The sequence below is a fragment of the Ekhidna sp. genome, assembly GCF_965227465.1.
In the GTDB taxonomy this organism is placed as follows: Bacteria; Bacteroidota; Bacteroidia; order Cytophagales; family Cyclobacteriaceae; genus Ekhidna.
The window spans coordinates 3305099-3318751 of record NZ_OZ245746.1 but is presented as its reverse complement, the minus strand read 5'-3'; the positions used below and the strand labels follow the sequence as shown (position 1 = coordinate 3318751).

General features: G+C 39.5%; 14 protein-coding genes. 8 read left to right on the top strand and 6 right to left on the bottom strand.

What is annotated here, in order from left to right; translation table 11 throughout:
- The first annotated feature begins 16 nt into the window (after positions 1-16).
- From dusB to ACO05G_RS14735, 3 genes are read left to right on the top strand one after another with little or no spacing between them, the layout of a single operon-like run.
- The gene (dusB, locus tag ACO05G_RS14745) at positions 17-1009 is read left to right on the top strand and encodes a tRNA dihydrouridine synthase DusB (RefSeq protein ID WP_348281872.1); all 993 of its coding nucleotides are present in this window, start codon (positions 17-19) and stop codon (positions 1007-1009) included.
- Complete coding sequence (locus ACO05G_RS14740) at positions 1006-1461, top strand: PH domain-containing protein (protein ID WP_421763439.1); 456 nt, start codon at positions 1006-1008, stop codon at positions 1459-1461. The genes dusB and ACO05G_RS14740 overlap by 4 nt, the downstream gene beginning before the upstream one ends.
- 33 nt (positions 1462-1494) lie before the next feature.
- A complete protein-coding gene (locus ACO05G_RS14735; protein WP_421763438.1) occupies positions 1495-2400 on the top strand; it encodes a DMT family transporter in 906 nt (301 codons plus the stop codon).
- Here the strand turns inward: ACO05G_RS14735 and ACO05G_RS14730 are convergent.
- The 5 genes from ACO05G_RS14730 to ACO05G_RS14710 form a co-directional block, all read right to left on the bottom strand.
- Positions 2373-3791 (bottom strand): SLC13 family permease, encoded by a 1419-nt coding sequence (locus ACO05G_RS14730; protein WP_421763437.1) that lies wholly within the window; start codon positions 3789-3791, stop codon positions 2373-2375. The two genes, ACO05G_RS14735 and ACO05G_RS14730, sit on opposite strands and share 28 nt — an antisense overlap.
- A gap of 15 nt (positions 3792-3806) precedes the next feature.
- Positions 3807-4736: a hypothetical protein gene (locus ACO05G_RS14725; protein ID WP_421763436.1), complete on the bottom strand. Its 930-nt coding sequence runs from the start codon at positions 4734-4736 to the stop codon at positions 3807-3809.
- Positions 4737-4796: 60 nt separating this feature from the next.
- Complete coding sequence (locus tag ACO05G_RS14720) at positions 4797-5042, bottom strand: hypothetical protein (protein WP_421763435.1); 246 nt, start codon at positions 5040-5042, stop codon at positions 4797-4799.
- A 223-nt stretch (positions 5043-5265) separates the two neighbouring features.
- Positions 5266-6423, bottom strand: coding sequence for a homogentisate 1,2-dioxygenase (locus ACO05G_RS14715; protein ID WP_421763434.1), 1158 nt, complete (start codon positions 6421-6423; stop codon positions 5266-5268).
- A 1-nt stretch (position 6424) separates the two neighbouring features.
- The gene (locus ACO05G_RS14710) at positions 6425-8056 is read right to left on the bottom strand and encodes a S41 family peptidase (protein WP_421763433.1); all 1632 of its coding nucleotides are present in this window, start codon (positions 8054-8056) and stop codon (positions 6425-6427) included.
- 76 nt (positions 8057-8132) lie between these two features.
- Between ACO05G_RS14710 and ACO05G_RS14705 the strand changes: the two genes are divergently transcribed.
- The 5 genes from ACO05G_RS14705 to ACO05G_RS14685 all read left to right on the top strand — a co-directional run bounded on the left by ACO05G_RS14705 (position 8133) and on the right by ACO05G_RS14685 (position 11269).
- A complete protein-coding gene (locus tag ACO05G_RS14705; RefSeq protein ID WP_421763432.1) occupies positions 8133-8867 on the top strand; it encodes an iron-sulfur cluster repair di-iron protein in 735 nt (244 codons plus the stop codon).
- Positions 8867-9280, top strand: a complete 414-nt coding sequence (gene ruvX, locus ACO05G_RS14700) for a Holliday junction resolvase RuvX (protein ID WP_421763431.1) — start codon at positions 8867-8869, stop codon at positions 9278-9280. The genes ACO05G_RS14705 and ruvX overlap by 1 nt, the downstream gene beginning before the upstream one ends.
- Complete coding sequence (gene def / locus ACO05G_RS14695) at positions 9277-9825, top strand: peptide deformylase (RefSeq protein ID WP_421763430.1); 549 nt, start codon at positions 9277-9279, stop codon at positions 9823-9825. Before ruvX ends, def begins: the two co-directional genes overlap by 4 nt.
- A gap of 67 nt (positions 9826-9892) precedes the next feature.
- A complete protein-coding gene (locus ACO05G_RS14690; RefSeq protein WP_421763429.1) occupies positions 9893-10681 on the top strand; it encodes an amidohydrolase in 789 nt (262 codons plus the stop codon).
- A gap of 66 nt (positions 10682-10747) precedes the next feature.
- Positions 10748-11269 (top strand): hypothetical protein, encoded by a 522-nt coding sequence (locus ACO05G_RS14685; protein WP_421763428.1) that lies wholly within the window; start codon positions 10748-10750, stop codon positions 11267-11269.
- Here ACO05G_RS14685 and ACO05G_RS14680 read toward each other — a convergent pair.
- Positions 11266-13650, bottom strand: a complete 2385-nt coding sequence (locus tag ACO05G_RS14680) for a leucine-rich repeat domain-containing protein (RefSeq protein WP_421763427.1) — start codon at positions 13648-13650, stop codon at positions 11266-11268. The genes ACO05G_RS14685 and ACO05G_RS14680 overlap by 4 nt on opposite strands.
- Positions 13651-13653: the final 3 nt, after the last annotated feature.

Below are 13653 nucleotides of genomic sequence, written 5' to 3'. Positions count from 1 at the left end.
AATATAACCGTTCAGGATGGTTAAAATCAGTGACATAGAAATAGGAGAGTTTCCATTGCTTTTAGCACCAATGGAAGATGTAAGTGATCCACCATTTCGTGCTGTATGCAAGCAGAATGGTGCAGACTTGATGTATACGGAGTTCATTTCGTCCGAAGGACTCATCAGGCATGCAGAAAAGAGTGTTCAGAAGTTGGATATCTACGATTATGAGCGCCCTATAGGCATACAAATTTTCGGAGATAAAATTGAATCTATGCGGGAGGCTGCTTCCATTGCAGAAGAGGCTAATCCCGAAATTATTGACATCAATTACGGGTGTCCGGTTAAAAAGGTAGCCTGTAAAGGAGCTGGTGCCGGTATTTTACTTGACCTGCCAAAGATGCAGGAGATGACAGCTGAGATAGTCAAACGAGTAAATAAACCTGTTACCGTTAAAACTCGACTTGGATGGGATGATTCTACGATCAAAATTAAGGAAGTTGCACATCGACTTCAGGATGTTGGGATAAAGGCATTGAGTATCCATGGGCGGACAAGAAAACAAATGTATAAAGGGGAGGCTAACTGGGAACCTATAGCAGAGGTGAAAAATGATCCTGGCATTCATATTCCGATTTTTGGAAATGGAGATATTGATTCACCAGAAAAAGCACTGGAATACAAAAACAAATACGGAGTAGACGGTATAATGATAGGCCGTGCAGCAATTGGATATCCCTGGATCTTTAATGAAATAAAGCATTTCATGAAAACGGGGGAGCACCTGGCGGCACCATCTTTGGAAGAACGTGTACGAGTGGCCATTCAGCATCTGGATTTTTCTATTGAGTGGAAAGGCGAGCGGCAAGGCCTCTTCGAGATGAGAAGGCACTACACAAATTATTTTAGAGGCATCCCAAATTTTAAGCCGGTAAGAACCACGCTGGTGGAATCTGAATCTTTCCAGGAAGTAAAAGAAACGTTATTGCAAGTGCCGGAATTATTCGAGGAAGTGGTGATGTTATGAATGTTTTTTCATCCAGAAAAAGCATTCTTCTTGGCTCTTTTCTATGGGGAGTCATTCTATTGGTGTTTATTATAACTGGTGGATTCATCAATCTGGCAATGACCTTAACTTGGATATTCACCTTTTCTTTCGTTGCTGTTATTTGGTTCGGTATAAGGTATCAGATAGGAGAGGAATTGCTAGACATTAAAGTTGGTCCAATAAGAGTAATTAGAATTAAGATAAAGGAGATTAGCTATTTGGAAAGGAGTTTCAACCCCATCAGTTCACCAGCTGCCTCTCTTAAGAGGTTAAACATTAAGTTTAAAGGTGGGGAGATACTAATCTCACCAAAGCATGAGGATCAATTTCTACAGAAATTGAAAAGTATCAACCCGGAAATTAATATTGATGTCTCATCAAAATTGGAAAATGATTCTCTGTTAACCCGATTTGTCTATTCAATCTTATAACATTTCTTTTTCAAAGAGCGTTAAATTGCGGCGATGCAAAAATCACCTCTTTTAGCTTGGGTACTCTTACTCATTTTGGCTTTTATCTGGGGCAGTTCATTTATCCTCATCAAGAAAGGATTAATAGGGTTGGCTCCCCAAGAAGTTGGTTCACTGAGGATCGTTGCAGCATCACTTTTTTTGTTGCCTTCGGCGCTAAAACGCTTTAAGACAGTAGACAAAAGTAAGCTCCATTACTATACGTCCATAGGTCTCCTTGGGAGTTTGGTGCCGGCTTTTCTGTTTGCCATCGCACAAACACAACTAGCGAGTGCAATAACAGGTGTGCTCAACGGCCTGGTCCCAATTTTCACTATTCTGATTGCGGTATTCGTTTTGAAACAGAAGCAAACAAAGGCAGTCTATGCAGGAGTTGCCATTGGGTTCGTTGGGACAGCCATTCTTATCACTGCTGGAAAAGGAAGTTCTTTTAGCGGAATTAATGCATATGCCCTCCTGGTGGTTTTAGCGACTATATGTTATGCGTCCAACTTAAACCTAATAAAGCAAAAACTAAATAAGGTCCATGCTGTGACAGTAACAAGTGTCTCATTGTTGTTGGTAGGGCCGCTGGCCGGTATTTATCTATTTGGATTCACAGATTTTTGGTCAAAACTGATGAATGTTGAGGGAACAGGGATCGCTACTTTTTATATCTCTCTGTTAGGCGTTTTAGGGACCGCCATTGCCTTGATCATTTTCAATAAAGTACTACAGATGAAGGATGCATTGTTTGCTTCATCTGTGACGTATATTATCCCTGTTTTTGCGGTAATGTGGGGGGTGATAGATGGTGAGAAATTGTATCTATGGCACTATTTAGGAATGATCGCCGTGGGGATTGGTGTATACATCGCTAACACCAACAAGAATCACAAGAATGCTGGCAAGAAGAAATAGACCAGTATACTGATCAGAATACTAGATGTTATATTCAACCACACTCCTGATTTTACCATGTCACTCATTCGAAGCTCGCCCGAACTAAATACAATGGCATTTGGCCCGGTAGCTATTGGAAGCATAAATGCACAGGATGCAGCCATAGTCGCAGGAATCATCAGTAAGAAGGGATGAACACCAATTGCCTCAGCTAAAGAAGCAAGCACGGGTAACATGATCGATGCAGTCGCTACATTGGATGTTACTTCTGTCAGGAAGTTCACAACCAGAGCAACAATTAAAATGATAGCGAAAAGGGGAAGCTCAGCAACACCAGTTAGTTGAAGGCCTAACCATTCAGCCAATCCGGAACTTTGGAAAGCAGCTGCAATGGATAATCCACCACCAAATAGAATGATAACACCCCAGGGAAGCTTTTCAGCTTCATTCCAGGTCAATAGCGGTTTTCCACTTTCTCTTGAAGGAATAATAAACATTAAAAGTGCAGCACCAATAGCGATTACCGTATCATTAATCCCAGGGATAAATTGGTTCAATATAAACGATCGTGTAATCCAGAGAACGGCTGTGGTTATGAATACAAGAGCCACCACTCTCTCTTCATAGCTCATCTTTCCCAGCGCCTTTTTTTCTTTTAAGATCATCTCTCTGCCAATAGGCATCTCCACTTTGTGAAGTGGAAAAACCAATCTTGTCAAAACCAACCAGCAAAAGGCAAGCATCACCAAAGAGAATGGTAATGCGAAAGCCATCCAGGTAGCAAAACTGAACTCTTCGTTATAAAGCTTATTTGCTATCGAGACAAAAATGGGGTTAGTGGGTGTTCCCACCAATGTAGCTACTCCACCAATTGATGCAGAGAATGCAATGCCTAGGAGCAATGCTTTGAAAAACATTTTACCTGATTCACCAGTCAATTCTCTCATTTCAGCTATCAATGCCGTTGCAATGGTAACCATCATGAGTGTGGTAGCTGTATTTGAAATCCACATAGACAGTAGTCCTGTGGCTAGCATAAAGCCTAAAACAATGAGGCGAGAGTTAGTGCCAATGGCTGAAATAATCTCAATCGCGATTCTTCGGTGTAGGTTCCACCGCTGCATAGCAATTGCAATGATGAATCCACCGACAAACAAATACAGCATTTTATCGCCATAGGCGGCTGTTGTTTGAGCGATAGGAGCACCTTCCGTGAGCGGGAGTAATACGATAGGCAGTAATGCAGTTGCGGAAATAGGGAGCGCTTCTGATAACCACCAGGTAGCAATCCATAGCGTAGAAGCTAAAACTGCATTTGCTTCGGAGGTGAGCCCCTCGAAAGGGCTACCAAAAAAAACGATGCAAAATAAAATGGGCCCGATAACGAGCCCAATTTTTTTTCTTATCATAAACGAAAGCTTAGACTAAGCCTCTAATTTCTGAAAATCAAATTCATTTAAGAAATTTTTAGCCTGATCCAGGTTTTGAAAATCAAATTCCTTCACTTCCCCATTGACACCATGAATTTCAATTTTCACAACAGAGATTCGTGAATCATGCGCAAGCGGATCATCAATTAGATGACTTCCGTCACCACCTTCTTTGATCTTATGAGCTAAAACGACATTCTTACGTTTAATTCTATTACAATAAGAACATTTAAATTCTTTAAGTAATTCTCCGTCTTCTGTATCAGTTGCTTCTTTAATTATTTCTTCTTTTTGAAGTCTTAGTGTCTGGAAACCACAACGGTCACATTCAAGAGCACTTAAATGTCCTTTATACTTTTCGATTTTGGTGTAGCCGGTAGCTTCATCTATCCAAACATCATAGTCAACAGAAAAGACGTTTTCTTCAGCCTGCATCCCTTCATCTAGGTATGCATCCTCTTCTGCTTCGCTTAGAAGTTTCATCTTGTTGCCATTCTCCGGATTGATCCTTGGAGTATATCTCAGCTTTTTTAATTTCTTTTCTAATACACCTGGGTAATAGAACTTAATAATTAGTTGAGCTATATAGCCATAGAGTACTCCAATACACATTGAAACAAATAATCTGATGAAAAACCAGAGGCCGTCCAACTTCATTGTTTCGTATTCAAGTGTATTGCAGAATAGGAAAAGAGCTATTGCTACGAAAATATGCCCACTTAAGAGCTTTTTAGATTCTTTTTCGCTTGCAAGGTCAAACTTCTCTTTAAAAGTTTTTTTGGTCGAGAAACTAATCTTATAAAAGACGTAGTTCAAAACACCAATTCCAAGCGTTAAGAAGACTAGGAGTGATACGATCTGTTGCCATTTGGCAAGAAAATCGAGGTAGAAATCATTATTCATACGGGTGACTTGTTTTGACAAAAATAAAACGATTTAAAAAACCGTCATACTTTCTTAAAAACAGTACGAAAATAACGTCCCCTAATTGTGTAGAGAATTAACTTTTTTATCAGTGCTATCAATCATGATCACGTGTAGTAAAGAAACACTATGATCGTAGGGGTTGATTGAGTCAATTTTAGACTCTGGTTTCACAGGAAGTAAAGACGCCCATCTAGAAAGCTCTTTTTGAGCCAGTGATGAAACTCTTTCCTCTGCTTCCATCAAGAAAGCAAAAGTGCCGAGTAGCAACAGCAGCGTTATGAGTTTATTGAGCTTGGGTTTCATTAGTATTAGTCCTTTTTTCTAAATGAGCGTCAGTCACTTCTTGTTTGAAAACCTAACCTTGATTAAAAGATGTGTGTATACAGCAAAAAGTTGCACATCACACCTTAAATTTTACGAACCGAGATGTTAATTGCCGTTAATTAATGTTATAAGGCGGATTTAACTACCCGATCTGTATAGGAAGTACTGTCAATTGTTAAGAAGGTTACAGCAGCTTTTCGCTTTATTTCCAGCTCATGGGATAAGTTTCATCCAGATACTGCATGCCAACTTCTGTCACATATATTGGACCGAAAGTATCCAGCATTACGGCGAGCTCTTCAGTTTCCTTAGCACCAATACTGTCCTCAACTGTGCCTGGATGTGGCCCATGAGGTAATCCTCCAGGGTGAAGCGTGAAAGATCCACGATCAATTCCTTTGCGACTCATAAAGTTTCCCTCTACATAGTAAAGCACTTCATCTGAGTCAATATTGCTGTGATTATAAGGTGCTGGAATGGCTTGTGGGTGATAATCAAACAATCGTGGCACAAAAGAACAGATTACATATCCGTGTGCCTGGAATGTTTGATGAACCGGCGGTGGTTGATGAATTCTGCCGGTAATTGGCTCAAAATCATGAATTGATAGCGCGTACGGATACAAGTATCCATCCCATCCAACAAGATCAAAAGGGGAATGCGCGTAATGATAATCGTGAAGCATGTCTTCATGCTTGATTTTCACTAAGTAATTTCCTTCCTCTTTTTCAGTAACCAGTTCAGATGGTGGACGAATATCCCGTTCGCAATAAGGAGAATGCTCCAAAAGCTGTCCTAATTCATTTCGGTACCTCTTCACAGTCTCAACCGGATTAGTAGATTCAATGATGAGAAGTTTTAATGGCCCCTCATCCCATTCAAGTCGGTAGATCGTAGTTCTGGGGATCACAACATAATCCCCTTGTTTAATTCGAAGCTTACCAAACTGAGAGTACAGGTAGCCATTTCCATCATGAATAAAAATTACTTCATCGGCTTGCCCATTCTTGTAGTAGTAATCCATTTTCCTGCTGGTTGGGTGGCAGATAGCCATTGAGACATCTTTATTTTTCAGCAAAATTTTCCGAGCTTCCAAATAGTCGTCTCCAGTTGTTTCAACTTTGGAGGTATTTAAATGTGTTTGTTTTAGTGAATACTCTTTTGCAATCTCCGTCTTCCAGGGAGTGGATTTGCCAACCTTTTCTACTCGGGTTGGAGGATTGATGTGATAAAGGTTGGAATAGATGCCGGAAAACCCTCGTGATGATACAAGCTCTTCTGCATAAAGACTGCCATCGGGTTGTCTAAACTGAATATGCCTTTTGGGTGGAAATTCACCCAGTTTGTGATAGTATGTCATGTTAACGCTTTGCTATTTTATCCGCCTCATCCATCAATTTGATTGCTTTAAGGAAAATTTCATCCTGCTGGTTAAAAATTGGATAGAATCCGTCATTATCCCAAATACCTCTGGCAATATAGGCCTTAGTTAGTTGTTTTAACAACTTCTTTGAGCGTTTGAATTCTTTCTCGTTAAATTTTAATTGGTTGCCCTCCGCAACTTCAACAAGCTCCTCAAGCATTTGATCCGTTACTTCAAATTTAGATTCATAGTTATCAAATCCCATTTCAACAAGTTCTACTCGATTCTCCTGAGCATATTTTACCGTGTATTCCTGAACGGAATTGGTACTAAACAACCTGTTCAAGTATCGGCTGCTGTATGCCGTGTCGAGTGGAACAAAGAAATCTGGGGTAATCCCACCTCCTCCGTAGACAATACGTCCCTTATCTGTTTTAAAGGCGAGTGAGTCATTAAACTTGATGCTATCTGATGAATACAGCTCACCATTTTCGTACCGTTCATACGCTTCCATGTAATACTCATCAAGGTTGCCGCCTTCATAGGTTTTCTGAATACTGCGACCACTTGGTGTATAGTATCTTGAAATGGTTAGCCTTAGCTCAGATCCATCAGTGAGATCTATTGGCATTTGAACAAGGCCTTTACCAAAAGACCTCCTTCCTACAATCAATCCTCTGTCGTGATCCTGAACCGCTCCAGCAACAATTTCGGAAGCAGAAGCTGATCCTTCGTCGACCATAATAACCAACGAACCTTCCTCGAAATCTCCTTTTTCACCTGAATAGTGCTGTTCTGAGTATCTTTTTTCTTTACCATCGGTATAAACAATCATTTGCTTGCCGGAAAGTACTTCATCTGCGATTTGAACTGCACGATTCAGGTATCCTCCAGGATTGCCCGTAAGATCAATCACGAGTTTTTTCATGCCCTGATCTTTAAGTCGCAATAAGGCATCTTTAAATTCCAAATAGGTAGAATTGGCGAATCTCGCCACTTTGATGTAGCCAATTTCGTCATTGACCATATACGAGACATCTACAGAGTATTGAGGGATGACATCTCGTTCTATTTTGAAATCGATCAATTCATTCTCACCATCTCTTTTTATGCTAACAGTAACTTCCGATCCTCCAGGCCCTCTCAAAAGTTCCACTACTTTTTGATTGGTCATTCCAATCCCGGCAACAATATCTCCATTTACTTTTACTATTTGATCCCCTGCTCGAATTCCTAACTTTTCTGAGGGTCCTCCGCTCAAAGGACTTACTACGTGAATGGTATCCTTGAAAATGTTAAACTCAATTCCAATACCTTCATAATTTCCTTGAAGCCTGGATTGGATTAACTCGAGATCTTTTGCGGGAATATAGGAAGTATGAGGATCCAAATCTTCCAACATGTTCGTGATGGCGCTTTCTACTAGTTCATCACTATCTACCTCATCTACATAATCATTTTCAATGTGGGTTAGGACCTGGCGAAATTTGGTCAGGCTCTGCATGAAATTAGAAGATGGCGAACTGGAAGCTCCTACCATATTTGCCCCAATGAAAACACCCACACAAAGTGTTATGGCAATATATAGAGGCAGGGTGATGGCTCGATTGGAATTCTTATGTGTACTCATAGTAATCTAAAAGGTCAAAAATAAAGCTTATTTCAAGGAAAGAACGCATTGTGTATCAAAGTGTTGACTTGAGTCGATGAACGGGTTATTTTTGCGTATGGTCTTCGAGAAAACCTTAAATGAAGTAGTAGATGAAAATTACGTGTACGCACGTGCACTTCATTATTTGGGTATTGACTTTTTCGAAAACCCTCACAGAAAACTAAAAGATATCTGCAGAGAAAGAAGTCTTGACCGTCAAAAGGTTATAAAAAGCTTCTATTTATTTGATTCCAATCAGCGTATAAGTTTTCCTGAACTCGAAAGCTATCCCATTGAATTGTTAATGGAGTACTTAAAACATGCTCATCATGTTTTCATCAAAGAGAAGCTTCCATTTATCGTTCATCTCGCTAGAAAATGGAACAGAGAAGAAGGTTTAAAAAATTTACTTCCGGAGTTTGTTGAGGATTTCATCAGGCATATTTACGAAGAGGAGGATTCCACTTTTAGGTATATCGATCTGCTTTGCAAGCAAAGCGATGGTTCAGCTACTGCTTGCTTCAAGCTAATGTCTGAGTTTAAAGAATACTCACTGATCTCCGAATTTGAAGAACATCAGGACGAAGATGAATTTGGAGCTATCAGAGCTTTGATGGATAATGTTCAACCAGTCACACTACACGATCGGGTACTTTTAAGCGAAATCAGAGCGTTTGATCGTGAAATGATCTATCACGCAGAGATAGAAAACAATATTTTCTTTCCAAAGGCACTAGCTCTGGAAGAACAATCTCAAAAGAGAATCAAAACCCTCTCAACCCTCAACTAATGCCGAGAACGTTGGCGATAGACTATGGAGCTAAGCGGACAGGCTTAGCGGTGACAGATCCAATGGAAATCATTGCTTCACCGCTAGATGTGATTCCAAGTCATACTCTGGAAAATTTTCTTAAAGATTATTTCAAAAATGAAGAAGTCAAGAGAGTGGTAATAGGCATGCCAATAAATACAGATGGGTCAGCAACCAATGCAACTCCATTGGTTCAGGCTTTTATTAACAGATTCAAAAAAGTATTCCCTTCAATGGAATTAATTTTGCATGATGAGCGCTATACCTCTAAAATGGCTCTGGATGCCATGATCACTGGCGGGATGAAGAAGAAGGACAGGAGGAATAAGGGCAATGTTGACAAAGTAAGTGCGACAATTATTTTACAATCATATTTAGAAAGTATTCAATGATTTTTCCGATCGTATTATATGGAGATCCGGTTTTAAAGAAAAAAGCCAAGGAAATAGAAGAAGGTGATGAATCTGTAAAGGAATTTGTGGATAGCATGTATGAAACCATGTATGCTGCTCAAGGAGTGGGGCTTGCCGCTCCCCAGGTAGGCCAGTCTTTGAGAGTTTTCGTAGTGGATACTACTCCAATGGAAGAGGAGGAGGAAGATGGTTTAAAACGTGCTTTCATCAACCCTGTGATGATCGAAGAGGAAGGAGAGGAGTGGGCTTTTGAGGAAGGTTGCTTAAGTATACCGGGTGTTCGGGCGGATGTAAATCGTAAGCCAGAGATCAAAATCGAATATTTTGATGAGAACTGGGAACTGCACGAGGAAACTTTTGATGGAATGAAAGCAAGAGTTATTCAACACGAATATGACCACATAGAAGGAAAACTGTTTACAGATTACTTGACGCCATTTAAAAAGCGACTAATCAAAGGAAAGCTTGCCAATATCAGCAAGGGGAAAACGGATGCGGAGTACCGTGTTAAGGTGCCGAGGTAAATTTGAGCACATCTCGAAAGTTCTTTTTTGATGTCATTTCGAGAAACCTAAATAGCTAATTATTAAGATGCAAGATCTAACAATATCATTGATTCAAGCGGAACTTCACTGGGAAGAGATTGATGCCAACCTGGCCATGTTTGAGGAAATGATCTGGTCAATTGATCAAACTGATCTGATTGTGCTTCCTGAAATGTTTAGTACCGGGTTCTCCATGAATGCAAAAAATCATGCAGAGCCACCGGGCGGAAAGACATTTAAGTGGATGCGACAAATGGCTAATCAGCGCGAAGTGGCAATTACCGGGAGCTACATTGTTAAGGAAAATGGTAATTTCTTTAATCGGTTGTATTTTGTTTACCCTGATGGATCGTCCAAACAATATGATAAAAAGCACCTTTTTAATCTTGCTGAGGAAGGGGAGCATTACACACCGGGTGCTGAAAGACTGATACTGGATTATAAAGGGTGGCGAATTCATCCAATGATCTGTTATGACCTTAGGTTTCCGGTTTGGACTCGGTCCAGAAAGTCCGAACAGCGGATTTATGAATATGATCTATTGCTTTTTGTTGCAAACTGGCCGGATACACGTGTTAATGCCTGGGACACCCTTCTAAAGGCAAGAGCTATTGAAAACCTTTCCTATTGTGCAGGTGTAAATAGGATAGGCACAGATGCAGCTTCAAAAAATTACAATGGACACTCAGCAGTTTATTCTCCTTTAGGTAACGAATTAGCATTCTCGGAAAATGAAGAAACTAGTTTGACTGTGACTTTGGATGCTTCGGAGTTAGAAAGCTATCGAAAGAATTTTCCTTTCCAGGAAGATGCGGATGATTTTAAGTTAATTTAAAAGTCAAATTGGCGACCTCCATATGTTTTAACAGAACACTTTGAAGACTTGACGGTTATAATAGATGTGAAAACTATAATAACCTTCTCTTTATTAATTACCGCATCTATTGTAGGTGCGCAAACATTACCTGAAGTTCGATCTGAATTTCATTCTGTAGTATTAAACCCGGATGACTCAAGGGATTTTCATGATTACTTGAGTGATGTGAAAACCCCTACTACAACCATCCGAGCGTATCAGGCTGTTTCCGAAGCGCTTTTGGCTCAGGTGGTATGGAATCCATTCAATAAACTATCTCAGGTCATTAAATACGATAAATTGATGGAAGAAATTGTAAACGAAGATCCTGATAACATTGAAATCAGATTTTTGCGATTAGCCATTGAATATAACTTACCTTCTTTCCTAGGGATGAGTACCCATGTTGAAGAGGATACCCAGATGATTATTCAAAACATGTCTAGCATAGGTGAAATGCAGATAGAGAAATCCTACAGTTCATACATTTTTCATTTCCTTTCGGAGACTAACCTGGTTTCTCAGGATGAGATAAGTATGATGCAGCAACGATTTACCGTTAATTAATAAAAATCAATCTGGCAGTTGGGGAAAACTGTTTTGAAGTCATCAACAGTATGTTGTCTAAGTCGTGTATTATAGCAAACTAATTTTTTCAGGTTTTGCATTCCATATAATCTTTCCAGTTTCCAGACACGTGTATTGCTAATATCTAAACTTTCCAGTTCGTATAGTTCGGAAATTCCCTTCAGATTCTTAACGCCGGTTCCTGCACAGTTTAAGTGTTGAATTGATTTCATACCATCAAGTTCTTTGATGTCGTCAATGGCAGTATTTCTAATATTCAAAGTTTTCAACTTCCTTAGTTGAGAGATTCCCTCCAAAGATTCGAGCGGTCCGTTGATGCAGGTAATCTCTTCTAGATTTTGATGTTGCAACAGTTCGGATAAAGAAGTAATTCTAAGATTATCCAAGTACACACGCTTTAAATTAATAAAGGCGGTTAAGGGAGTAAGGGATGTCAAAGGCTTATTCGAAATGGTCACTTCCTGTTGTTCTATTAATCGATGCAGATTTAAGCTTGAAGGATCTTTAATATCAAATATTTCTTTCCATTCGGTACTTAGATCATTCCACCAACTTAGAATCTGAGCTGATTGAAAAATAATTACGAGGTTTTCCCGTAACAGTGGGATTACATCCGATTCATCAATTTTAGTATCATCTACATCAACGATGCGAAGCTTCTTAAGCGCATGAATATGGCTGATATCTTTTAGTAAGGTCCCGGATAAATATAATTCCTCAAGGTTGAGGTTATTTTCTAATCCTTCTGTGCTTTCGACTGGTAAACCGTTCGCAACCAGAATCGATAATTCATTCATTTCTTTGGTGAAATCGAATGAGGTGAACAGGTTATTGCTCACATTCAAGTACCTGATCCGTTTAAATTTTTGCAGTGGTTCCAGCTCGTAAAAATTTTGGTCACTCAAATCCAAAGAGTCCCTATTGATGAACTTTATTAAGTCTTCTCTTTGGGGTGAACTATCTCCTATCTGCTTGGAAAAAACGTTTTTCCAGTTTGCTGACAGCCCATCCCACCATTGCCTTACTTTTTCACTATTGGTAATAACCAAAGTTGAAGGTCTATCAGTCATAAATTTGGCAACCATCTGCTCAGGGATGTTGGTATAATCTGCATAGACCTTTCTCAACTCAGGAGCATCCGCTAAAGGAGATAGGCTGCTTACCTCCGTTCTGTTCACTGAAATTGTCTTGATTGATGGGTGCATGGACAACCCTTCTAAGTCTGTAATTTTAGTTTCAGAAGCTTTGAGTTCTCTTAGTTTTTTTAAGTCACTCAAGCTTGAAAGTGAACTAACTTTGGTTTGATCAATAATTAAAACTTCGAGGTTTCTATTATTCGATAATAAAGTAAGATCAGAAAAAGCAGTATTTGAAAGGTCAATATCCTTGATGCTTGAGAGCCCATTTAAAGGTTCAAATGATGTTGTGGATGTATTTGAAAGGTTTAAACTTTCCAGCACCTTCAGCTTGCTAATTGATTGAATGTCGATGACAGCCGTTTGAGACAGGTCAAGGAACTTTAGGTTTTCGAAATAACGTAACGCATCAATATTTTTTAGAGAAGAATTCCGTGCAATTAAGGTTTGAAGATTCATGGAATATCTCAAGGGTTCAAGGTCTTGAACCTGGGTATTTGAGATATTCAAGAATTTCAATTCTTTTAGCGCAGCAAGCGGCTCAATATCTCTGATAAATGAATTGCCTTCCAGACTAAGGCTATCAATTTCGGCAAGTTGTTTTAAGACGTCTACCGTTATGCTGTCAATTTCCACATATTCATCAAATATACTTTTCCACCCATAGGAGAGATTCATCCACCAATTTTGTAATTCTTTTTCACGACTAACTTTTGTGCTATAAATGCTTGCGATTTTCAGGTCCTCAGATTGGTCGTTGTAGTTCACCTCCATGAATCGCTTATCCACTCTTTTGAAATCGTTATTCTCTAAATTCTTTCCTTCTATAGTGCTTTCAAAAGAGACCAGAAAAAACCCTGAACTATCGTCGTTGGTTACTTTTTCGATTTCAACATTGTTGAAATCAAATTGGATGTCGGTGAAGAAAAAATCCACATCACGCAAGTAGGCAGTTACATCTTTATTGGTAATTACTTCCCGATCATCAATGAGGTCATCTTCGATCTGAACCGAATTTGATTCAAATACTTTTTTGTAACTCTGTGTGATGATGACTTCTTTATCCCGTGTTGAAGTTTTTGCAGCGCCAATGGAATTAAGCATATACTCATAGAAGTTGAGTAAGCTTCTGACCTGCTCGAAGCGGGCAGAGTCCTGTTCGCTTTGTGCACTCAAACTGAATGTTGTCAGAACAAGGAGAAAAATCGAGGTATACTTCTTCAATTT

What these genes read in the sequence shown, in the direction of transcription:
- dusB (WP_348281872.1), top strand. Translation starts at nt 17, where the DNA reads ATGGTTAAAATCAGTGACATAGAAATAGGAGAGTTTCCATTGCTTTTA.
- ACO05G_RS14740 (WP_421763439.1), top strand. Translation starts at nt 1,006, where the DNA reads ATGAATGTTTTTTCATCCAGAAAAAGCATTCTTCTTGGCTCTTTTCTA.
- ACO05G_RS14735 (WP_421763438.1), top strand. Translation starts at nt 1,495, where the DNA reads ATGCAAAAATCACCTCTTTTAGCTTGGGTACTCTTACTCATTTTGGCT.
- ACO05G_RS14730 (WP_421763437.1), bottom strand. Translation starts at nt 3,791, where the DNA reads ATGATAAGAAAAAAAATTGGGCTCGTTATCGGGCCCATTTTATTTTGC.
- ACO05G_RS14720 (WP_421763435.1), bottom strand. Translation starts at nt 5,042, where the DNA reads ATGAAACCCAAGCTCAATAAACTCATAACGCTGCTGTTGCTACTCGGC.
- ACO05G_RS14715 (WP_421763434.1), bottom strand. Translation starts at nt 6,423, where the DNA reads ATGACATACTATCACAAACTGGGTGAATTTCCACCCAAAAGGCATATT.
- ACO05G_RS14710 (WP_421763433.1), bottom strand. Translation starts at nt 8,056, where the DNA reads ATGAGTACACATAAGAATTCCAATCGAGCCATCACCCTGCCTCTATAT.
- ACO05G_RS14705 (WP_421763432.1), top strand. Translation starts at nt 8,133, where the DNA reads ATGAACGGGTTATTTTTGCGTATGGTCTTCGAGAAAACCTTAAATGAA.
- ruvX (WP_421763431.1), top strand. Translation starts at nt 8,867, where the DNA reads ATGCCGAGAACGTTGGCGATAGACTATGGAGCTAAGCGGACAGGCTTA.
- def (WP_421763430.1), top strand. Translation starts at nt 9,277, where the DNA reads ATGATTTTTCCGATCGTATTATATGGAGATCCGGTTTTAAAGAAAAAA.
- ACO05G_RS14690 (WP_421763429.1), top strand. Translation starts at nt 9,893, where the DNA reads ATGCAAGATCTAACAATATCATTGATTCAAGCGGAACTTCACTGGGAA.